This is a genomic window from Janthinobacterium sp. SUN211, assembly GCF_030587315.1.
Lineage (GTDB): Bacteria > Pseudomonadota > Gammaproteobacteria > Burkholderiales > Burkholderiaceae_D > Janthinobacterium > Janthinobacterium kumbetense.
Map to the genome: position 1 here is coordinate 60,392 of NZ_JAPWIC010000005.1, position 20,739 is coordinate 81,130.

Consider the following 20,739-nt stretch of genomic DNA (forward strand, 5'->3'; position numbering starts at 1 on the left):
CAACGATGCAATTGACGGAGTCACCCTATGACCATCGATATTAGCCAGTTTTTTCAGGTCTTTTTCGATGAGGCCGAAGAACTGCTGGCTGAAAAAGAACGGCTGCTGCTGGCCGTTGATATTGCGGCGCCCGACGCCGAAGACCTGAATGCCATTTTCCGCACCGCCCATTCGATCAAGGGCGGTGCATCGACGTTCGGCTTGAGCGACATGAGCGAGGTAACGCACATCCTCGAGTCGCTGCTCGACCGCATCCGCCAGGGCCAGATGGCCCTGACAGCGGAACACGTCGACGCCTTCTTGGCGGCCAAGGATATCCTCAAGATGCAGCTCGACGGCCACCGCCTGGGCAGCGCCGTCGACCAGGATGCCGTGGCCAATGTGCGCATGATGCTGCAGTCGTTCTCGCAGGACGTGCCCGTGGCCGCGCTCACGCCCGTCGCGCCGGCTTTCCATACGGCGGAAAAGGCCGCCGTCAGTCATGCCGGCGGCCATCGCATCCGCCTGGAGCTGCCGGCCATGGAGCCGCGCGAAGTCGATGCGCTGGCGGCCGAACTGGGCTTGCTGGGCGACGTCGTGGTATCAAGCCTGCCCGACGCGCGCAAGGTGCTGGAAGTGACGACGCATGAAAGCCTGGACGATATCCTGGCCATCTGCTCCTTCGTGCTCAATCCGGACGACATGGTGATCACGCAGGCGCCGCCACTGGCGCCAGGCGAAGCCGAAGCGGCCCGCGCGGCGCAGGAAAAAGCCCAGGGCTACGGCTTCTTCGACCCGCTGCCGGGCGCGCAGGGCGCGGCCGATCCCGGCTACGGTTTCTTCCAGCCGCTCGAGGACATCCGCGCCGCCGCAGGCGTGCAGAGCGAGGCCGAACAGGGCTACGGTTTCTTCCAGCCGCTCGAACAGATTCGCGCCGACGCGGCCAAGGCGGGCAACGCCAGCGCCGCGGCCACGCCGGTCGTGGCCAGCGCCGTGGCCGAAGCGGAGCAGGAAAAGAAACCGGCCAAGAAAGAGGGCGACAAGGCCGGCGCCGAATCGTCGTCGATCCGCGTCTCGATCGAAAAAGTCGACCAGCTGATCAACCTGGTGGGCGAACTGGTGATCACGCAGGCGATGATCGAGCAGCGCGCCAGCGCGCTCGACCCGATGCTGCATGAAAAACTGCTCGACAGCGTCAGCCACCTGACGCGCAATACGCGCGACTTGCAGGAAGCGGTGATGTCGATCCGCATGATGCCGATGGATTTCGTCTTTTCGCGCTTCCCGCGCATGGTGCGCGACCTGGCGACGAAACTGGGCAAGAAGGTCGACTTCATCACGAATGGCGCCGCCACGGAGCTGGACAAGGGCCTCATCGAGCGCATTGTCGATCCGCTCACGCACCTGGTGCGCAACAGTATCGACCATGGCGTGGAAATGCCGGCCGCCCGCGTGGCAGCCGGCAAGACCGAGGCGGGCCGTTTGTTCCTCTCGGCCAGCCACCAGGGCGGCAACATCATCATCGAAGTATCCGATGACGGCGCTGGGCTGAACCGCGAGCGCATCCTGGCCAAGGCCGCGCAGCAGGGCCTGGACGTGTCCGAGACGATGAGCGACGCCGACGTGTGGCAGCTGATTTTCGCGCCCGGCTTTTCCACTGCCGAAGCGGTCACCGACGTGTCGGGCCGCGGCGTGGGCATGGATGTCGTCAAGCGCAACATCAGCGCCATGGGCGGCGTCGTCGACATCCGTTCGGCGAAGGGTTTCGGCACGACGATTTCCATCTCGCTGCCGCTGACCCTGGCCATCCTGGACGGCATGTCGATCCGCGTCGGCGACGAAGTGTATATTTTGCCGCTGGGCTTTGTCATCGAATCGCTGCAGCCGGCCGTTGAGGATATCAAGGACATCAGCGGCAAGGGCCAGGTGGTGAAAGTGCGCGGCGAATACCTGCCCTTGATCCCGCTGTACCAGATGTTCGACATCGCGCCGCGCTTTACCAGTCCCTCGGAAGGCATCTGCGTGATCCTCGAGACGGAAGGGCGCAAGGCGGCCCTGTTTGTCGACGACCTGGTGGGACAGCAGCAGGTCGTGGTGAAAAACCTCGAATCGAATTACCGCAAGGTGGTGGGCATTTCCGGCGCCACCATCCTGGGCGATGGCGGCGTGTCGCTGATTCTCGATGTCGCCGCCCTGATCCGTTCCTCTCGCCAGCTGGCCGACGAGTCCATTTTTTCGTAATACCGATAGATAAAGATAGGAAAACGCACCATGTCAGATACTCAACAAACATCCGGAAGCAATGCGGGCGACGGCAAGGACATCGCCGGCCGTGAATTCCTGGCCTTCACCCTGGGCTCCGAAGAGTACGGCATCGATATCCTGAAGGTTCAGGAAATCCGCGGCTACGAAGCGGTCACCCGTATCGCCAACGCGCCAGAATTCATCAAGGGCGTGATCAACCTGCGCGGCATCATCATCCCCGTGGTCGACATGCGCATCAAGTTCAACCTGGGCACGCCCGTGTACGACCAGTTCACGGTGGTGATCATCCTGAACATCGGCGGGCGCATCGTCGGCATGGTGGTCGACAGCGTTTCCGACGTCACCACGCTGACGCCGGAGCAGGTGAAGCCGGCGCCGGAAATGGGTACCGCCTTCTCGACCGACTACATGATCGGCCTGGGCACCATCGACGAGCGCATGCTGATCCTGGTCGATATCGACAAGCTGATGTCGAGCAGCGAGATGGGCCTGATCGACAAGCTGGCGGCGTAAGAGGTCGCATGGCAGCAAGGCGGCGCCCGGTGCGCCGCCGTTTTGGCACGCAAAGAATCACTACAGATATGCATGTACCGGTGCGACTAGAGGCGCGCCGGCAGGCTGCAAGGTCCGTCAGAGACCAGGCCATAACACGGCGCCGTCCGGTTGAACGGGCGCCGTTCACATAAATATTGGAGACTGTAATGAGTTTGCGCGATTTCAAGATAGGCACCCGGCTGGGGATAGGTTTTGGCAGCATCCTCGCCATCCTGGTGGTAGTGATCGTTTCGGCGAATGCACTGAATTACCGTAACAAGGCCCAGTTGCTCACGGGTCTGGAGCTGGCAAGCGAAAAGAATACGCAGGCGTCGCTGATGAAAAGCGCGATGCTGGAAACGGGTATCGCCATGCGCAATATCGGCCTGCAGGGCGATGTGGGGCTGATGCAGGTGGAAGAGGGCAAGGTGCGCGAGCAGCGCAAGCTGTACGACGGCGCGCGCGGCAAACTGGCCAGCCTGGGGCTGTCCGAGGGCGAGAAAGCGCTGCTGGCTAATATCGCCAAGGTTGACGGCGAAGTCGATGCGGCCTTCAAGGAAGCGATGGGGCAGGTACTGGCGTTTAACAGCGAGGGCGCGGCGAAGGTTATTGCCACCCGCATCGATCCCTTGAACAAGACGACCCTGGCCGACATCAACAAGCTGCTCGACTTGCAGCATGTGGCGCAGCAAAGCTTCATGGACGACTCGCTGGCGGCCGATGCGCGCCTGATGACGGTGTTGTTCATCCTGGGCGGCGCGGCGGTGGCGATCGGCGCCTGGTGCGCCATCTTCATCACGCGTTCGATCACGGTGCCGTTGTCCGGCGCCCTGGCCGTGGCGCAGAAGGTGGCTGCCGGCGAGCTGACGGCGCGCGTGGTGGTCGAAGGCAAGGATGAAACGAGCGCCTTGCAGCAGGCGCTCAAGGACATGAACGCGAGCCTGGTGCAGACGGTCAGCGACGTGCGCCAGGGAACGGATACGATTACCGTGGCGTCGCGCGAGATCGCCAGCGGCAATGCGGACCTGTCGGCGCGCACGGAAACGCAGGCCAGTTCGCTCGAAGAGACGGCATCGTCCATGGAAGAACTGACGTCGACCGTGAAGCAGAACGCGGACAACGCGCGCCAGGCCAACCAGCTGGCCGTGTCGGCGTCGTCGGTGGCGGAGCAGGGTGGCAAGGTGGTGGCGCAAGTGGTCGATACCATGGGTTCCATCAAGGACAGTTCACGCAAGATCGTCGACATTATCGGCGTCATCGACGGCATCGCGTTCCAGACGAATATCCTGGCCTTGAATGCGGCCGTCGAAGCGGCACGCGCCGGCGAGCAGGGACGCGGCTTTGCGGTGGTGGCGTCGGAAGTGCGCAACCTGGCGCAGCGTTCGGCTGGTGCAGCGAAAGAGATCAAGGGCCTGATCGGCGACTCGGTCGACAAGGTCGACGCGGGCAGCCGCCTGGTGGACGAGGCGGGGCAGACCATGGGCCTGATCGTTACGTCGATCCGGCAGGTGGCCGACATCATGGGCGAGATCACGGCGGCAACGCAGGAACAGAGCCATGGCATCGAGGAAGTGAACCAGGCCATCGCGCAGATGGACCAGATGACGCAGCAGAACGCTGCGCTGGTCGAGGAAGCGGCGGCGGCGGCCGAAAGCATGCAGGACCAGGCGCAGAAACTGGCCGACGCCGTCAGCATCTTCAAGCTCGATGGCGAGAGCGGGGCGCAGGCGGCCATGCCCACACCCGCGCCAGTAGTCAAGATGGCTGCACGGCCGGCACCAAGTGTGGCGGCAAATACACGGCGGTTGGCAAAGACGGCGCAAGCCGGCACGCCACCGCCCGCGAAAAAGCTGGCGGCGGCCGGCGGCGACGATTGGGAAGAGTTCTGACGCCAACCCGGTCCCGCTAGTTATACTTGCAAAGGCATTGGTCAGAGTAGTCATAGAGAGGTAAAAACAAAATGCCGCAAACTAAAACGGATTCGGTCAAGGAATTTGATTTCACCGGCAAGGACTTTGAACGGGTCCGCGCCATGATTTACAAGCGGGCCGGCATCGCGCTGGCCGACAGCAAGCAGGAGATGGTCTACAGCCGCCTGGCGCGGCGCCTGCGCGCGACCGGCATCTCCTCGTTCGTCCGCTACCTGGACGACCTGGAAGCGGGCCGCATGGGCGACGAATGGGAAGCGTTCACGAATGCGCTGACGACCAACCTGACGTCGTTCTTCCGCGAGGCGCATCACTTTCCGCTGCTGGCCGAGCATGTGAAAAAACTGAGCGGGCCGATCACCATCTGGTGTTCGGCCAGTTCCACAGGCGAGGAGCCGTACTCGATCGCCATGACGGTGTGCGAGGCATTCAATACGCTCACGCCGCCCGTCACCATCATCGCCACGGACATCGACACGAACGTGCTGGCCACGGCCGCCAATGGCGTCTACAACCTGGATCGGCTCGACAAGATGCCGGCCGACCGTGCGCGGCGCTTTTTCTTGCGCGGCAAGGGCGATCGCGAGGGGCAGGTGCGGGTGCGCCCGGAACTGCGCCAGATGATCACCTTCAAGCCGCTCAACCTGCTGGCCGACAGCTGGCCGGTGACGGGCCAGTTCGACGTCATCTTTTGCCGTAACGTGATGATTTATTTTGACAAGGCGACGCAGCGCAAGATCCTGTCGCGCTTTGTGCCGTTGATGAAGCCGGATGCCCTGCTGTTTGCGGGCCATTCGGAGAATTTTCTGTACGTGTCGGATTCATTGAAGCTGCGCGGTAAAACAGTCTATGAGCTCGATCAGCCTCGGGGCACCGCGCCCAAGGCATCGTCGCATCGTACATGAGAGTGAAATATGAGCCTGGAATCCAAAGAGCAATTCGCCACTAACGTCTATTACGACAGGACGTTCAATTGTGACGCCGCCAAGATCTTGCCTGGTGAGTATTACTTTACCAACAAGGACATGCTGATCGTCACCGTGCTCGGCTCCTGCGTCTCGGCCTGCATCCGCGACCGGGTCACGGGCCTGGGCGGCATGAACCATTTCATGCTGCCCGACGGCGGCAGCGATCCGAATAGCCCGATTTCCGCGTCGATGCGCTATGGTACCTACGCCATGGAGATCCTGATCAACGATTTGCTGAAGGCGGGCGCGCGGCGCGAGAACATGGAAGCGAAAGTGTTCGGCGGCGGCGCCGTGCTGCGCGGTTTCACGGCGATCAATGTGGGCGAACGCAATGCGGCTTTCGTCATCAATTATCTGAAGGCGGAAAAGATGCGCGTGGTGGCCGAAGACCTCAATGACATCCACCCGCGCAAGGTGTATTTTTTCCCCCGCAGCGGCAAGGTGCTGGTGAAAAAGTTGATGCAGACGCATAACGATACGCTGGTGCGCCGCGAACTCGATTACGCAAGCCGTCTCAAAGTCGCGCCAGTCGGCGGCGAAGTCGAGCTGTTCTGACAAACACCAGACCAAACCTGCTGCGCGTCGCGCTGTGCAGCTTGCGGCGATTTTGTCCGGTGTACTAATTTAATAAAGAATAAGGGCCGCAAGGCCTGGAAGGATAACTATGAAGATCAAAGTATTGATCGTGGATGATTCGGCCTTGATCCGCAGCGTGATGACGGAAATCGTGAACAGCCAGCCCGACATGGAAGTGGTGGGCGCTGCGCCCGATCCGCTGGTGGCGCGCGAGATGATCAAGCAGACCAACCCCGACGTGCTGACCCTCGACGTCGAGATGCCGAAGATGGATGGCCTCGACTTCCTGGAAAAACTGATGCGCTTGCGTCCGATGCCGGTATTGATGGTGTCGTCGCTGACCGAGCGCGGTTCGGAAATCACCATGCGCGCGCTGGAACTGGGCGCCGTCGATTTCGTCACCAAGCCGAAGATTTCCATCCAGAGCGGCATGCGCGAGTACACGGACATGATCGCCGACAAGATCCGCGCCGCCTCGAAGGCGCGCATCCGTGCGCGCACCCTGCCGTCGGCCAGCGACAAGGTGGCCGCGCCGCTGCCTGCGCTGCGCAGCCCGTTGACGTCGAGCGAAAAGCTGATCATCGTCGGCGCCTCCACGGGCGGCACGGAAGCCATCCGCGAATTCCTCATGCAGATGCCGTCCGATTGTCCCGGCATCCTGATCACGCAGCACATGCCGGAAGGCTTTACGCGCTCGTTTGCGCGCCGCCTCGATTCGCTGTGCAAGATATCGGTGCAGGAAGCGGCAGGCGGCGAACGCGTTCTGCCCGGCCACGCCTACATCGCGCCCGGCCATTCGCACCTGACCCTGACGCGCAGCGGCGCCAACTACATGACAAAGATCGACCAGGGTGAGCCGGTGAACCGCCACCGCCCGTCCGTCGACGTGCTGTTCCGTTCGGCCGCGCAATCGGCCGGTAAAAATGCCGTCGGCGTGATCCTGACCGGCATGGGCAAGGATGGCGCACAAGGCATGTTGGAGATGAAGGCTGCAGGAGCGTATAATTTTGCGCAGGATGAAGCCAGTTGCGTGGTGTTCGGCATGCCGCGCGAGGCGATCGCCGTCGGTGCTACGCATGAGGTCGGCGCTCTGACGGCGCTGCCTGGCATGGTGCTGGGACACCTGGCTGCACATGGCATGCGTGCTTTGCGCGTGTAAGCCACGTTTTATATGATCTGAGGCAAGTTTGTTCGCCTAAAAGCAACGAAAATGCTATCCTACAACTTGCTGCCGTAGTGTCGACCATAATGTCGGCATTCATGTCGATATTATTAACAAACCGCTACAGAAACAACGGAGTTATTCATGGCTGATCCAAAGATGAAATTTTTAGTCGTTGACGATTTTTCGACGATGCGCCGCATTGTCCGGAATCTGTTGAAGGAACTGGGTTATGCCAACGTCGATGAGGCGGAAGACGGCGTGATGGGCCTGGCCAAGCTGCGCGCGGAATCGTATGATTTCGTCGTGTCGGACTGGAACATGCCAAACATGGATGGCCTGACGATGCTGCAGCATATCCGCGCCGATCCCGCACTGGCCAAGCTGCCCGTGCTGATGGTCACCGCCGAAGCGAAAAAAGAGAACATCATCGCCGCCGCCCAGGCTGGCGCCAGCGGTTATGTGGTCAAGCCGTTCACGGCCGCGACCCTCGATGAAAAGCTGAACAAGATTTTCGAGAAGCTGGAAAAAGCCGGCGCCTGATCACGGCTTGATACTGATCAAGAAAAACGCTGCCAATGCGAATTGGCAGCGTTTTTTTTCGTCCGCAAAAAACTCAGACCAGCCCGCCATTCGCGCGTAACGTTTGTCCATTCACCCAGCGGCCATCCGGCCCTGCCAAAAAGGCCACGGCGGCGGCGATGTCGTCCGGCGTGCCCAGGCGTTCCAATGGCGCCATCTTGCCCATGCGCTGTATCGTTTCTTCCGTCTTGCCGTTCAAGAACAGCGCCGTGGCCGTGGGACCGGGGGCGACGGCGTTGACGGTGATGTTCTTGCCGCGCAACTCCTTGGCAAAGATAGCCGTCATCGTCTCGATGGCCGCCTTGGTGGCGCCGTAGACGGCATAGCCGGGCAGGGCCAGGCCGATCACGCTGGTGGAGAAATTGACGACGCTGCCGCCGTGGCGCAAGCGCGTCGCCGCCTGGCGCATGGTGTTGAAGCTGCCCTTGACGTTGATGGCGAACAGGCTGTCGAAGGTGGCGTCGTCCGTGTCGGCCAGGGCCGGCAGCGCGGGCGGCATGATGCCGGCATTGTTGACCAGCACGTCGACGCCGCCGTAAGCCGCCTCGGCCGCATCGAACAGGGCTTGCACCTCGCCCGCGTCGGCGACGTTGGCCTTGACGGCGATGGCGACGCCGCCGTCGGCCACGATGGCCGCCACCAGCTGCTCCGCTTCCACGTTGCCGCTGGCGTAATTGACGACGACCCGCATGCCATCGCGCGCCAGGCGGCGGGCGATGGCTGCGCCGATGCCGCGCGAAGCGCCCGTGACGATGGCGACCTTGGCCGGTATAGCTGCTGTGTTCATGGGTGTTCTCCTGTCGTGGTGGGAGGCCCGCATGCTGTCGCTGCGAACCAGTACAGCCATTGTCATCTTTATCGATTGATGGATAAAGCTGGGTTTGATGATTTCAGTGTGCAAATTACATTAACAATTCTCCCAGGCATGCGGGGTACGAACAGAGATGATCCCGCGGCCTGCAGATAATTGCGCAAAGGAATGAAATATTTCCCAAAGTTAACTTTACACGTCAAATAATTTGGCCCATGATCGCTGCAGTATTTCCCCTTTGTCCCCGACCCCGACAAGAAGGAGCGCACGATGCGCCGAGCACCCGTATTATTTTTCGCCCTGGGCACGGCCCTGTTAACGGCCTGCGGCGTGAGCCTGGAGCAAACCGCCGTTGCGCCCGTCGCGTCGCTCGAGATGCAGGAGCCTGCCGCGCAGCCGGTAATCGAAGCCGATGGCCGGCATGCCTATTTGCATCGCGTGGGCGGCCATGACTATGTCAGCCTGAGCCAGCATGGCCCGCAGGGCGGCTTGCCGATACTCACGGGTACGCAGCGCCATGCGCACGCCATCCGCCTGCTGGCGGCCGATCCGGCCCAGGCACGGGCCATCCTGCGCAGCCTGAGGCTGCCTGCGAACCAGCGCAAGCTGTGGGCGGGAGAAGAAATCGTGCTCGATGCGGCCAGCTATGACATGTTGCAAGCGGCACGCGGCAGCAACAGGCCGCTGTTTGCCGAACTCAAGCTGGTAGGGATGGAGAAGTAAGGAAAAGAAACAGAAACAGAAACGGGACCGAATGGCCCCGTCGAGGTGACGCTTGGAGATGGCGCTTAAATTTCCAGATTGTCGATGAGGCGAGTCTGTCCCAGCTTGGCGGCGGCCAGCACCACCAGCGGTTCGCCGGCGGCCAGCTCTGCCGCGTTCGGCGCCTGCAGGTTGGCGCGCTTGCGCACGGCGATGTAGTCCGATTTCCAGCCGCGGCCGTCCAGCAGCTGCATGGCCGCCTGTTCCAGTTCGCCGACGGCAAGGTTACCCTTGCGCACTTCCTCGGCGACGAAATTGAGGCCCTTGAACAGTTCCGGCGCTTCCGCGCGCTCGCTTTCCGACAGGTACATATTGCGCGAGGACAAGGCCAAGCCATCGTCTGCGCGGTAGGTCTCGGCGGCGATGATTTCCGTCGGCAGCGCGAACTGGCGCGCCATGTTGCGGATGATCATCAGTTGCTGGTAATCCTTCTTGCCGAACACGGCCACTCTCGGACCCACGCAGGAAAACAGTTTGGTGACGACCGTGCACACGCCTTCGAAGAAGCCGGGACGGAATTCGCCTTCCAGGGTATTGCCCAGGTCATCGGGCGGGCGCACGCGGTATTCCTGCGGCTCCGGGTACAGTTCCTTTTCCGTCGGCGCGAACAGCACGTACACGCCTTCCTTTTCCAGCTTGGCGATGTCGGCCGCCATGGTGCGCGGATATTTCTCGAAGTCTTCGTTCGGGCCGAATTGCAGGCGGTTCACGAAGATCGAGGCGACGACGGGGTCGCCATGCTTGCGCGCCAGGCGCATCAGCGACAGATGGCCTTCGTGCAGGTTGCCCATGGTGGGGACGAACGCCGTGCGCAGCTGTCCGCTGAGCTGGTCGCGCAATTCTTCGATGTCGGAAATAATTTTCATGGATTGCTTTCGCTAAAACCCCGTTGTACGGTGGTCAGTGACAAAGGGAAGGAGTCAGGCGGGCGAATAGGCCAGCCGGACGTAGATGGGGGCAAACGGTTCTGCCTGTGTGATTTCGATCAGGGTTTCCTTGGCCAGTTCCAGCAGGGCCACGAAGTTGACCACCACCACGGGCACGCCGCCGGCAATGTCGAACAACTCGCTGAATTCGACGAAGCGCGACGATTGCAAGTGGCGCAGGATGCTCGACATGTGCTCGCGCACGGACAGTTCCTGGCGGCTGATGCGGTGATGCTGGGTCAGTTTGGCGCGTTTCAGCACGTCGAGCCACGCCTGCTGCAAGTCCACCGGTTCCACGTCGGGCCAGGTGGGCGTCAGGCTTTGCTCGATGAAAATCTGCGTGCGCACGAAATCGCGCTCGAACTGCGGGATGGCGTTCAGGTCGTAGGCGGCCAGCTTGATCTGCTCGTATTCGAGCAGGCGGCGCACCAGTTCGGCACGGGGATCGCCGCCATCTTCCTCGACGTCGCTCTTGCGCGAAGGCAAGAGCATGCGCGACTTGATCTCGATCAACATGGCCGCCATCAACAAATACTCGGCGGCCAGTTCCAGGTTGCGCACGCGGATCTGGTCGACATATTTCAGATATTGCAGGGTCACCTGCGCCATCGGGATATCGAGAATGTTGAAATTTTGCTTGCGTATCAGGTAGAGCAGCAAGTCGAGCGGGCCTTCGAAGGCTTCGAGGAAGATTTCCAGCGCGTCCGGCGGAATGTACAAATCCGTCGGCATGCGCATCATCGGCTCGCCATACAGGCGGGCGATGCCCAGCGGGTCGGCGGCGGGCGCCGCGTCCGTTACTGCCGTGGCGGATGCTGCAGGGTCGCCGCTGCCATCGCCGCCAGCGGCGGGTTCGGGCGACTCGATGACTGCGCCGGCGCCGGAAGCGTCGGCTTCCGGCGTGACTGCAGACTCTTCAGGCAACATCGTGCCGGTTCCAGATCTTAGTTCTTGTTCTGGTAAACGTAAGCCTGTTGCTTGACGGCCGACGCCAGCTGGCGCTCCTGCTCATCGATGCTGACGGCCGGCTTGTCCCACAGCAGGGCGCGGCCCGCTTGCTGGCCCGCTTCCATGCCAGGATTCTTGGCCTTCAGTTCAGCGATGAACAAGGTGTGGTCGGATACGTAGTTGTTGTGTTTTGCAGGCAGTTTCATATTCTCTTCTGAGTGTCTTATAGGTAAGGTCAGCCGGCCGTATTTTACCGCGCCGTGCCGCCTGGCGGGTTGTTGTATCGGCAAGTCCGGGGCGAAATTGCTAAAAATCAATAACGCAATAAACGCCGCATCACCATCGGCGCCGGTTCGGCGGGGTTGGCGTGCGAATATTCCAGTTCTTCGGCCAGGTCGAATTCGAAGGCCGCATAAAAATCGATCAGCTTGCGCTGGTCGCGCCGCACGGCCAGGCGCAATTCCTCCGCCTGGCACGACAGGCCGTGATGAATGATGGCTTCCAGCAAATGTTGCGAAACGTGGCTGCCCCGGTAGGCGGGCAGCACTCCCATGCGTGAAATCTTCCAGATGGCCGGATCGCTGTCGAGCGGCATCCAGCGCAGCGAACCGGCCGGAATGTCGTCGATCAGCAACAGAAAACCGCCGCCGTGGCGCAATTGCTCTTCCACCTGCTGCGCCGTCTCGTGGTGTCCACTGGACGAGGCCGCCACCTTGCCGGCCCACGCAGCGCGGGTCAGCTCGGCCATCAGTTGTGCATCGGCATTCGTTGCTTCGCGCACCACGATATTCATCATCGGTCCTTGTGCGGGCTTAGCGGATGCGCATGCCAGGTTCGGCGCCTGGCCAAGGGTTCAGGATATAGATGCCCGGATTCGCCTTCTCGTCGGCGCTTGATGCGGCCATGACCATGCCTTCCGAAATGCCGAACTTCATCTTGCGCGGCGCCAAGTTGGCCACCAGTACCGTCAGCTTGCCGACCAGCTCTTCCGGCTGGTAGGCCGAACGGATGCCGGAGAACACATTGCGCAAGCGGCCTTCGCCCGCGTCCAGGGTCAGGCGCAGCAGCTTGTCGGAGCCGTCGACCAGTTCGCAGTTGACGATTTTCGCGATGCGCAAGTCGACCTTGAGGAAGTCGTCGATCTTGATCTCGGGCGCCAGTTCCTCGATGGCAGAGGCCGGTGTTTCAGCGACCGCTGCGGCGTCGTTCGCGGCATCGCCAGCCGGCGCCGCGATGGCGGCAGCTTGCGGTGCGTCAAACAGCGCTTCGATCATCTTTGCATCCATGCGCGTCATCAAGTGGCTGTAGGCGCCGATGGTACGGCCCAGCATGCTGTTCGAGACGGCGTCGCCGAACACTTGCGTATCGGCCCAGGTGAATTGCTCGTCGTTGAGGAACGAGGCCACGTTCCTGGCCACGCCCGGCAGGACTGGCGACAGCAGGATCGTCAGCTGGCGGAACAGGATCAGGGCCGTCGTGCACACGTCGTGCAGTTCGGCCGTCTTGTCCGCATCCTTGGCGAGGATCCACGGCTTGTTTTCATCGACGTACTGGTTGGTGATGTCGGCGATTTCCATGATCTCGCGCAATGCCTTGCCGAATTCGCGGTTCTCGAAGTGCGCGGCGATGCTGGCCTGGCGCTCGACGATGACGCCGTTGGCGTCCGCCGTCAGCGCGCGGTTGATCCAGCTTTGCGCGCCTTCCGACAGCGTCGATGCCAGCTTGCCGTCGAAACGCTTGGCGATGAAGCCGGCGCAGCGGCTGGCGATGTTCACGTATTTGCCGATCAGGTCGCTGTTCACGCGGGCCACGAAATCGTCGCCGTTGAAGTCCAGGTCTTCCACTTTCGAGTTCAGCTTGAAGGCGATGTAGTAGCGCAGCCATTCCGGGTTCATGCCCAGGTCCAGGTAGCGCAGCGGCGAGATGCCCGTGCCGCGCGACTTCGACATCTTTTCGTTGTTGACTGTCAGGAAGCCATGTACATTGACTTTCAGTTTGTCGATCACCGGGTGGCCGGCGAATTTCAGCATGGCGGGCCAGAACAGCAAATGGAAGGAAACGATGTCCTTGCCGATGAAGTGGATTTGTTCCGTGGCAGGATCGTTCAGCAAGGCGTCGAAATCGAGGCCTTTCTTGTCGCAATAGTTTTTCAGGCTGGCCAGGTAGCCGACCGGCGCGTCCATCCACACATAGAAGAACTTGCCCGGCGCATCGGGAATCGGGATGCCGAAATAGGGTGCGTCGCGCGAGATATCCCAGTCGGCCAGCTTTTCGCCCGCTTCGCCCAGCCATTCGCTGACCTTGTTGACCATTTCAGGCTGCAAGCGGCCTGGCGTGTTGAGCCAATCCTTGAGGAATTCGAAGCAGCGCGGGTCGGACAGCTTGAAGAAGTACTGTTCCGACGGCTTCATTACGGGCGTCGCGTTGGTGAACACGGAGAACGGGTTGACCAGGTCGGTCGGCTGGTAAGCCGCGCCGCACACTTCGCAATTGTCGCCGTACTGGTTCTTGGCGCCGCATTTCGGGCATTCGCCCTTGATGTTGCGGTCGGCCAGGAACATGCCCTTGACTGGATCGAAGAAGCGGTCGACGGTTTTCGTGACGATCAGGCCCGTATCGCGCAGTTTGCGGTAGATCGATTGCGACAGATCGACGTTTTCCGGCGAATCGGTCGAATACCAGTTGTCGAAGGCGATATGGAAGCCATCGAGGTACTGGGCGCGGCCGGCCGCGATGTTGGCGACGAATTGCTGCGGCGTAATGCCTTCCTTTTCGGCGGCGATCATGATGGGCGTGCCATGTGTATCGTCGGCGCCCACAAAGTGCACTTCACGGCCGGCTGCACCATCGCGTTGCATTCGCTGGAACCGGACCCAGATATCGGCCTGGATGTATTCCATGATGTGGCCAATGTGAAAAGCGGCGTTTGCGTAAGGCAGGGCAGTGGTGACGAACAGCTTGCGAGTCATGATTGATGCACTTTTGGGATGGATAATAGGTCATTTTAACAGCGGAAAGGCAATATGAGCAGATGCAGCGCTGGCAAGTGATGCTTTTGCCGCCATCGCGCCATGCAAATTTGCGCTAGACTGCGCGTATTGCACATATGTAGTACACACGGAGATTTACATGAGCATCACAGTAGAAGACGTCAAGGCCGCGCTGGCCCAGGTTATTGATCCAAATACACATAAAGATTTCGTTTCCAGCAAAACCGTCAAGAATCTGAAGGTCGATGGCGATGATATTTCGCTCGACATCGAACTGGGCTACCCCGCCAAAAGCCAGATCGACCTGATCCGCAAATCCGTGTTGGCCGCGCTGCGCGTGCTGCCGGGCGTGGGCAACGTCAGCGTGGGCGTGTCGTCGAAAATCATTTCGCATACGGTGCAGCGCGGCTTGAAGCCGATGAGCAACGTGAAAAACATCATCGCCGTCGCTTCCGGCAAGGGCGGCGTTGGCAAATCGACCACGGCGGTCAACCTGGCCCTGGCCCTGGCGGCCGAAGGCGCCACCGTCGGCATGCTGGACGCCGATATCTATGGCCCGTCGCAGCCGATGATGCTGGGCATCAGCGGCCAGCCGAAGACCCTCGACGGCAAGAGCATGGAACCGATGGAAAATCACGGCCTGCAAGTGTCGTCGATCGGCTTCATGATCGATCCGGACGAGCCGATGGTATGGCGCGGCCCGATGGTCACGCAAGCCTTGCAGCAATTGCTGGACCAGACCAACTGGCGCGACCTCGATTACCTGATCGTCGACATGCCGCCAGGCACGGGCGACATCCAGTTGACCCTGTCGCAAAAAGTGCCCGTCACGGGCGCCGTGATCGTCACGACGCCGCAGGACATCGCGTTGCTGGACGCGCGCAAGGGCTTGAAAATGTTCGAGAAAGTCGGCATCCCTATCCTCGGCGTGGTGGAAAACATGAGCACGCACATCTGCTCGAACTGCGGCCATGCGGAAGAAATCTTCGGCGCCGGCGGCGGCGCGAAGATGTGCGCGGACTTCGGCGTGGAATTCCTCGGCGCCTTGCCGCTGACCATGGCGATTCGCCAGCAGACGGATTCCGGCACGCCGACCGTCGTGGCCGAGCCGGAAGGCCCCGTCGCCGTGATCTACAAGCAGATCGCCCGCACCATCGCGATTAAAGTGGCGGAAAAGGCGAAGGATATGACCAGCAAGTTCCCGAGCATCGTCATCAAAAACGATTAAACGTTGGGCTTGGCGCTGCCACGCGCCATTGTCAGCAGGAATATGGTTTCATGCAGTCCGTGTTGTTATTAAACAAGAGGAGACATCATGCAATTGACCACCGTATTCCTGCGCCAAGCCGCAGCCGTGATCGCGGGCAGCCTGCTGGCCGCCAGCGCGTTTGCGCAATCCGTTTCGTTCGTCGAGCCCGTCGATGGCGCGACAGTGACCAGCCCGTTCAAAGTGAAATTTGCCGTCAGTGGCATGGATGTCAAGCCGGCCGGCGACATGACGGCCAAGACGGGCCACCATCATTTGCTCATCAATATGGGGCCGATGAAGGCGGGCGAAATGATACCCATGGACGATAAACATTTGCACTTCGGCAAAGGACAGACGGAAACGGATGTCACCTTGCCGCCGGGCCAGTACACCCTGACGATGCAGTTCGCCAACGGCGCGCACCAGTCGTATGGGCCGGAGTTGAGCAAAAGCATCAAGGTGACGGTCAAGTAAGCCAGGCAAGTAAGTCAGGCAAATTCATCTGTTTCAGTAAAGGCCGGGTTCTAGCGATGGAGCCTGGCCTTTTTCATATTGTTGCCTCTTGTCATTATTGTGTCATATAGTCGGCGTATGCTGGCCGGTGGCCTAACTTTTGATGAGCGGATATGACGAAACATTTCTCCCTTTCCCGGCAACTGGCGCAGGCGCTGCTGCTGGCGGCTGGCGTGGCGGCGAGCCAGGTGCATGCGGCCAAGGCCGTTCCTGCTGTTTCTGCCGGTGCGGCGCAGCCGAAGCTGGTGGTGGTGCTGGTAGTGGACGGCTTGCCGCAAGAGCAGGTGACGCGCTACCGCGACCAGTTCGGCCAGGGCGGTTTCCGCCGCCTGCTGGAGCAGGGCGCGTGGTTCAGCGACGCGCACCAGGCGCATGGCATCACGGTCACGGCCATTGGCCATTCGGCCGTGCTGTCGGGCGCCTATCCTTACCAGCATGGCGTGATCGGGAATAACTGGATCGATCCCGTCACGAAAAAATCCGTGTACTGCACCGAAGATGGCAATTTCCATTACATCGGCGAAGACACGCAGCCCGACGACGGCACGGCGCCGACCAAGCTTCGCGTGAGCACCCTGGGCGACGAGTTGCGCTATTCCACGGGCGACAAGGCGAAGGTCGTCACGGTGTCGGGCAAGGATCGGGGCGCCATCCTGCTGGCCGGGAAAACGGGCACGGCGTATATGTACATGGAAAAGACGGGCAATTTTGCCAGCAGCACCTATTATATGCAGCAGCACCCGCAATGGGTGCAGCGCTACCAGGCGGCCAAGCCGCAGGACCGTTATTATGGCAAGAGCTGGACGCCGCTGCTGGCCGATTCCGCCTATGCGCGTGATGCCCGCGATGATCTGGTGCCAGCCAAGCCGGGCACGCGCAACACATTCCCGTTCGCCTACTACAGCGACAGCGGCAAGCTCGATGGCGAGTACTACAGCCGCCTGAAGGCCGGTCCCTTCCTCGATGAACTGACCTTGGAATTCGCCCGCGCCGCCATCGATGGCGAAAACCTGGGCCACAACCCGGCCGGCGTGCCCGATATCCTGGGCGTGAGCCTGTCCGCGCACGATTATGTGAATCACGCCTACGGCCCGGAAAGCAAGATGTCGCACGACCACCTGCAGCGCCTGGACCGCATGCTGGCCGGCTTCTTTGCCGACCTCGATAAAAAAGTCGGCATGGATAACGTGCTGGTGGTGCTGACGGCCGACCATGGTTTTGCCAACGTGCCGGAATTCGCCGAAACGCGGGGCTTCTCGGCCAAACGCATCGACGGCGCCAAACTGGTCGATGCCTTGAACCAGCATCTGGCGACCAACCTGGGCATCGATAAACTGGTGACAACGTCGTCGCTGCCGAATATCTACCTCGATTACGCGCTGGCGGAGAAGGGCGGCGTCAATCACGCCGTCCTGGAAGACGCGGCGGCCCGCTTCCTGCTGCAGCAGGACGGCCTGGCGCAAGTCTATACGCGCTCGCAGATGGAAGCGGGGGCCGTAGTCACGCGGATGGACACCCTGATGCGCCGCGCCTGGAACCGCCAGCTGTCGGGCGACCTGATGGTCGTGACAAAGCCGGCCTGGTACTTCGGCAAGGGCGCGGGAGGCACTTCGCACGGCACGCCTTACACCTATGACACCAACGTGCCGCTGATGGTGTTCGGCCCCCGCTGGATCAAGCCGGGCGCCTATGGCCAGTATGCGGAAGTGGTTGATATCGCGCCGACCCTGGCGCACCTGCTGCGCATACGCCAGCCGTCGGCGTCGGAAGGGCGGGTGTTGATGGAGGTGGTGCGGTAGTTCAGGCATAGAGGTGTATCGTTGATGTAAAGGCCAGGCTTGCGTTTTCACGGAAGCCTGTTTTTTTATTGATTTAAGAGTTGTAAGTCGACAAATATCAATAGGCACGCAAAGTTCTTGACGGATAGTGAAATTTCTTTATTTCACGATGAGGACGTCAATGAACAGTTCACTATTCAAATGTTGTTGTATGGCATTGATGTGGATTTCGCTGCCGGGGTGCGTCGTGCCACACTTCGATCATGCCTCATATGACTATTATTATGCCGTACCCTTGAAGGCCGACAAGCCGTGGCTAAGTCTGAGCAACGGGCTTGATCTGCATGCCTATAACAAATGTGAGCATAGTGAAGTGCCGCCAAAATGTGACCCGCCGGGTTTTTGGGTGATGGAGCGACCGCAGAAGCCGGATTGGCATGAGATAGGTCGCTACAGAGTGAGCGTGTGGCATCCCGGCAAGTTGCAGTTTCAACCAATGCTTTCGGCCTATGCCAACACGACGTATCGTGCAGTTAGTCTTGCTAAAGAAGAATCACGCAAAATATATTTGCTTCGGCCTGGGTTTGGCGGTGACGAGCGCCGATCACTGGAAGGAAACGACGCTGGTGTTGTTGCAATCGATTTGCGGCCAAACGCATTATGTAGCACGGATGAGCCTGTACCACGCCTTATTGTCTTTGATGCCGATAATATATGGGTATTTGCGGAGTATGAATCAGACTGCCGAAAGGATCTGCAGGCCGATTTCGCCCCGCTTGATATATTGAACTTTGAGGACAGCGATCAGTTTAATGCTATTTTGCGTAAACCGATGAAACTGTTTTACCTCAGCTCCAGCGTGGTAGGTCAGTCAGATTTTGGTCAACCGCGCACGGTTTTACGGGATGCTGATCTCCCGAATGAAAGTACGCGCAAGACCGTGCGCTTGTCCGAGGTCGTCCGATTACAGAGCACGATGTTCCGGCTTGAGACCACACCGGCGCCACCTCTGTTGCCAGTACCGGATTATCCCAATTTTTATTGTCACTACTCAGATACGGTTATTGGTTTGAGAATGATATTTTTTGATGGTGAGAAACCATACCCCGACCTTAAATATTGTCGGCCATTTCGCGGGAAATGACATAGGCTGCGTGCTTTACAGTAGCCAATCAATCGGCAGCACCGACAGTATCGCCACCCCGATGCGCTTCCACACGCTGGCGCCCGGCTCCGTGTCGTAGCGCGTGGTGGCGCCGCTGGCGTCGCGGGCGATCCAGTACAGCGCGCCGTCGTCGCCCAGCAGTACCTGGTAGGCGCGCCGCGGGATGGTGGTGCGCATGGCTTGCCCCAGCTGGCTGGCCAGCGCGGGGCTGTCGATGACGAGGCCCATTTCCGTGTTCAACTCGATCGAGCGCGGGTCGAAGTTGAACGAGCCGACAAAGATGCGCCGGTCGTCGACGGCAAAGGTCTTCGCATGCAGGCTCGATGCGGAGCTGCCGAAGCGGCCCGGCTGTTCGCGCGCATCGCCGGCTTCCCACGAGCGGCGCGACTCGTACAGCAGCACGCCCGCTTCCAGCAGCGGCTTTCTCCACTTCGCATAGCCCGCATGCACGGCCGCCACGTCGGTCGCTTCCAGCGCATTCGTCAGGATGCGCACGCCCACGCCTTTTTTCGCCAGGTCGGCAAAGGCTTGCGTGCCCGACTTGCCGGGCACGAAATACGGCGATACCAGGTCCACTTCCTTTTCCGGTACGCCCAGCAGGTTTTTCAGGTTGTCCGCCACGCCCGTGCCTGGCCGGGCCTTGTCCAGCACCTTGGCCGGGTCGTCGCTGACCATGCGCGTCCTGGCCCATTCGAAGGGCAGGGTGCGCTCCATCATTTGCCGGACGAAGGGCGAGGTGCGCAGCGCCTGCACGTATTCCTCGGCTGCCTTGGTATCGTCGATGCGGTCCGCCTCGGCGGCGATGGTGGCCGCGTCGCCCTCGACAGGGCTGGTCAGCAGCAGGCTGGCGGGGTAGGCCGAGGCGCTGTTCCAGTAACGGTCGAAATCGCGCGAAACGTCGTCGACGACGGGGCCGACGGCCAGCACGTCAAGGTCGGCGAACAGCACGTCGCCGGCCGCGCCAAAATATTCGTCGCCCACATTGCGCCCGCCGACGATGGTGGCCTGGTTATCGGCCGTGAACGATTTGTTGTGCATGCGCCGGTTGAGGCGGGAAAAATCGGTGGCAAAGGCCAGCGCGCGCGGCGCGCGGGGCATAAAGGGGTTGAACAGGCGGATTTCCAGGTTGTGCTGTTTGCCCAGCATCGCCAGGGTCTGGTCCAGGCCCGCCGTGTTGTTATCGTCGAGCAGCAGGCGCACGCGCACGCCACGCTCGGCCGCCTGGCGCAGGGCGTCGAACAGCAGGGTGCCCGTGATGTCCTTGTGCCAGATGTAGTACTGCACGTCCAGGCTGCGCTGGGCGGCGGCGGCCAGCAGGGCGCGCGCGGCAAAGGCGTCGCGTCCATCGGCGAGCGGGTAAATACCGGACACGCCGGGATGCTGCGCCACCATGGGCGCAATGGCCGTGGCCAGCTGGGTGTGCTTTGTGTCGGCGATGACGCTGGATGCCACGCGGCCTTCCAGCGAAGGCAGCGAGGCGCAGCCGGCGAGGACGGCGGACAGCAGCAGTGGCAGCAGCAGCCGGGTGGCGCTGTGGAAGGGAAGTGCTTGGGCGGGCATGGCGGGCTTTCATCGGGTTGCCCCGATGTTAGCAGATGCGCAT

Annotated in this window: 19 protein-coding genes; 12 read left to right on the forward strand and 7 right to left on the reverse strand. The window is 60.9% G+C overall.

The features are described from left to right. Positions 1-27: 27 nt before the first annotated feature. From cheA to cheY, 7 genes are all read left to right on the forward strand, one after another. A complete protein-coding gene (gene cheA / locus O3301_RS17645; RefSeq protein WP_289906583.1) occupies positions 28-2,220 on the forward strand; it encodes a chemotaxis protein CheA in 2,193 nt (730 codons plus the stop codon). Positions 2,221-2,250: 30 nt separating this feature from the next. Continuing rightward, complete coding sequence (locus O3301_RS17650) at positions 2,251-2,757, forward strand: chemotaxis protein CheW (RefSeq protein ID WP_034758356.1); 507 nt, start codon at positions 2,251-2,253, stop codon at positions 2,755-2,757. Positions 2,758-2,945: 188 nt separating this feature from the next. Beyond that, positions 2,946-4,667, forward strand: a complete 1,722-nt coding sequence (locus O3301_RS17655; protein WP_305057030.1) for a methyl-accepting chemotaxis protein — start codon at positions 2,946-2,948, stop codon at positions 4,665-4,667. A gap of 71 nt (positions 4,668-4,738) precedes the next feature. Next, positions 4,739-5,611, forward strand: a complete 873-nt coding sequence (locus O3301_RS17660) for a CheR family methyltransferase (RefSeq protein WP_251351875.1) — start codon at positions 4,739-4,741, stop codon at positions 5,609-5,611. Between the two features lie 9 nt (positions 5,612-5,620). Further along, a complete protein-coding gene (gene cheD, locus O3301_RS17665; protein ID WP_034758343.1) occupies positions 5,621-6,229 on the forward strand; it encodes a chemoreceptor glutamine deamidase CheD in 609 nt (202 codons plus the stop codon). A 109-nt stretch (positions 6,230-6,338) separates the two neighbouring features. After that, complete coding sequence (locus tag O3301_RS17670; protein WP_034778028.1) at positions 6,339-7,409, forward strand: chemotaxis response regulator protein-glutamate methylesterase; 1,071 nt, start codon at positions 6,339-6,341, stop codon at positions 7,407-7,409. A 147-nt stretch (positions 7,410-7,556) separates the two neighbouring features. Continuing rightward, the gene (gene cheY / locus O3301_RS17675) at positions 7,557-7,955 is read left to right on the forward strand and encodes a chemotaxis response regulator CheY (protein WP_010396677.1); all 399 of its coding nucleotides are present in this window, start codon (positions 7,557-7,559) and stop codon (positions 7,953-7,955) included. Between the two features lie 73 nt (positions 7,956-8,028). On the opposite strand, the gene O3301_RS17680 is transcribed toward cheY, so the two are convergent. Beyond that, positions 8,029-8,781, reverse strand: coding sequence for an SDR family oxidoreductase (locus tag O3301_RS17680; RefSeq protein WP_305057031.1), 753 nt, complete (start codon positions 8,779-8,781; stop codon positions 8,029-8,031). A gap of 294 nt (positions 8,782-9,075) precedes the next feature. Here O3301_RS17680 and O3301_RS17685 point away from each other — a divergent pair, with 294 nt between their 5' ends. Beyond that, positions 9,076-9,528: a hypothetical protein gene (locus O3301_RS17685; RefSeq protein ID WP_305057032.1), complete on the forward strand. Its 453-nt coding sequence runs from the start codon at positions 9,076-9,078 to the stop codon at positions 9,526-9,528. 65 nt (positions 9,529-9,593) lie between these two features. On the opposite strand, the gene panC is transcribed toward O3301_RS17685, so the two are convergent. The 5 genes from panC to metG all read right to left on the reverse strand — a co-directional run bounded on the left by panC (position 9,594) and on the right by metG (position 14,410). Further along, positions 9,594-10,433: a pantoate--beta-alanine ligase gene (gene panC / locus O3301_RS17690; protein WP_099664747.1), complete on the reverse strand. Its 840-nt coding sequence runs from the start codon at positions 10,431-10,433 to the stop codon at positions 9,594-9,596. Between the two features lie 54 nt (positions 10,434-10,487). After that, a complete protein-coding gene (locus O3301_RS17695) occupies positions 10,488-11,420 on the reverse strand; it encodes a ScpA family protein (protein ID WP_077402012.1) in 933 nt (310 codons plus the stop codon). 17 nt (positions 11,421-11,437) lie between these two features. Continuing rightward, complete coding sequence (locus tag O3301_RS17700) at positions 11,438-11,647, reverse strand: DUF3460 family protein (RefSeq protein ID WP_034778041.1); 210 nt, start codon at positions 11,645-11,647, stop codon at positions 11,438-11,440. 107 nt (positions 11,648-11,754) lie between these two features. Then, the gene (locus tag O3301_RS17705; RefSeq protein WP_034778216.1) at positions 11,755-12,234 is read right to left on the reverse strand and encodes a GNAT family N-acetyltransferase; all 480 of its coding nucleotides are present in this window, start codon (positions 12,232-12,234) and stop codon (positions 11,755-11,757) included. A gap of 19 nt (positions 12,235-12,253) precedes the next feature. Then, on the reverse strand, positions 12,254-14,410 hold the full coding sequence (gene metG, locus O3301_RS17710) for a methionine--tRNA ligase (RefSeq protein WP_305057033.1): 2,157 nt from the start codon (positions 14,408-14,410) through the stop codon (positions 12,254-12,256). A 160-nt stretch (positions 14,411-14,570) separates the two neighbouring features. On the opposite strand from metG, the gene apbC reads away from it, so the two are divergent. From apbC to O3301_RS17730, 4 genes are all read left to right on the forward strand, one after another. Then, the gene (gene apbC, locus O3301_RS17715) at positions 14,571-15,659 is read left to right on the forward strand and encodes an iron-sulfur cluster carrier protein ApbC (protein WP_034758315.1); all 1,089 of its coding nucleotides are present in this window, start codon (positions 14,571-14,573) and stop codon (positions 15,657-15,659) included. 87 nt (positions 15,660-15,746) lie between these two features. Further along, on the forward strand, positions 15,747-16,154 hold the full coding sequence (locus O3301_RS17720) for a DUF4399 domain-containing protein (protein WP_034778045.1): 408 nt from the start codon (positions 15,747-15,749) through the stop codon (positions 16,152-16,154). Between the two features lie 152 nt (positions 16,155-16,306). Continuing rightward, on the forward strand, positions 16,307-17,992 hold the full coding sequence (locus O3301_RS17725; protein ID WP_305057034.1) for an alkaline phosphatase family protein: 1,686 nt from the start codon (positions 16,307-16,309) through the stop codon (positions 17,990-17,992). Between the two features lie 160 nt (positions 17,993-18,152). Continuing rightward, a complete protein-coding gene (locus O3301_RS17730) occupies positions 18,153-19,115 on the forward strand; it encodes a hypothetical protein (RefSeq protein ID WP_305057035.1) in 963 nt (320 codons plus the stop codon). A 15-nt stretch (positions 19,116-19,130) separates the two neighbouring features. Here the strand turns inward: O3301_RS17730 and O3301_RS17735 are convergent, their stop codons facing one another. Further along, a complete protein-coding gene (locus O3301_RS17735) occupies positions 19,131-20,696 on the reverse strand; it encodes a phospholipase D family protein (RefSeq protein ID WP_305057036.1) in 1,566 nt (521 codons plus the stop codon). Positions 20,697-20,739 lie beyond the last annotated feature (43 nt).

Excerpts from the sequence above, each read along its gene's own strand:
- O3301_RS17695 (WP_077402012.1), bottom strand. The coding sequence starts at position 11,420 with ATGTTGCCTGAAGAGTCTGCAGTCACGCCGGAAGCCGACGCTTCCGGC.
- O3301_RS17660 (WP_251351875.1), top strand. The coding sequence starts at position 4,739 with ATGCCGCAAACTAAAACGGATTCGGTCAAGGAATTTGATTTCACCGGC.
- O3301_RS17680 (WP_305057031.1), bottom strand. The coding sequence starts at position 8,781 with ATGAACACAGCAGCTATACCGGCCAAGGTCGCCATCGTCACGGGCGCT.
- O3301_RS17735 (WP_305057036.1), bottom strand. The coding sequence starts at position 20,696 with ATGCCCGCCCAAGCACTTCCCTTCCACAGCGCCACCCGGCTGCTGCTG.
- panC (WP_099664747.1), bottom strand. The coding sequence starts at position 10,433 with ATGAAAATTATTTCCGACATCGAAGAATTGCGCGACCAGCTCAGCGGA.
- O3301_RS17730 (WP_305057035.1), top strand. The coding sequence starts at position 18,153 with ATGAACAGTTCACTATTCAAATGTTGTTGTATGGCATTGATGTGGATT.
- O3301_RS17700 (WP_034778041.1), bottom strand. The coding sequence starts at position 11,647 with ATGAAACTGCCTGCAAAACACAACAACTACGTATCCGACCACACCTTG.
- O3301_RS17670 (WP_034778028.1), top strand. The coding sequence starts at position 6,339 with ATGAAGATCAAAGTATTGATCGTGGATGATTCGGCCTTGATCCGCAGC.
- cheY (WP_010396677.1), top strand. The coding sequence starts at position 7,557 with ATGGCTGATCCAAAGATGAAATTTTTAGTCGTTGACGATTTTTCGACG.
- O3301_RS17650 (WP_034758356.1), top strand. The coding sequence starts at position 2,251 with ATGTCAGATACTCAACAAACATCCGGAAGCAATGCGGGCGACGGCAAG.
- O3301_RS17705 (WP_034778216.1), bottom strand. The coding sequence starts at position 12,234 with ATGAATATCGTGGTGCGCGAAGCAACGAATGCCGATGCACAACTGATG.
- O3301_RS17655 (WP_305057030.1), top strand. The coding sequence starts at position 2,946 with ATGAGTTTGCGCGATTTCAAGATAGGCACCCGGCTGGGGATAGGTTTT.
- apbC (WP_034758315.1), top strand. The coding sequence starts at position 14,571 with ATGAGCATCACAGTAGAAGACGTCAAGGCCGCGCTGGCCCAGGTTATT.
- O3301_RS17720 (WP_034778045.1), top strand. The coding sequence starts at position 15,747 with ATGCAATTGACCACCGTATTCCTGCGCCAAGCCGCAGCCGTGATCGCG.
- cheD (WP_034758343.1), top strand. The coding sequence starts at position 5,621 with ATGAGCCTGGAATCCAAAGAGCAATTCGCCACTAACGTCTATTACGAC.
- metG (WP_305057033.1), bottom strand. The coding sequence starts at position 14,410 with ATGACTCGCAAGCTGTTCGTCACCACTGCCCTGCCTTACGCAAACGCC.
- O3301_RS17685 (WP_305057032.1), top strand. The coding sequence starts at position 9,076 with ATGCGCCGAGCACCCGTATTATTTTTCGCCCTGGGCACGGCCCTGTTA.
- O3301_RS17725 (WP_305057034.1), top strand. The coding sequence starts at position 16,307 with ATGACGAAACATTTCTCCCTTTCCCGGCAACTGGCGCAGGCGCTGCTG.
- cheA (WP_289906583.1), top strand. The coding sequence starts at position 28 with ATGACCATCGATATTAGCCAGTTTTTTCAGGTCTTTTTCGATGAGGCC.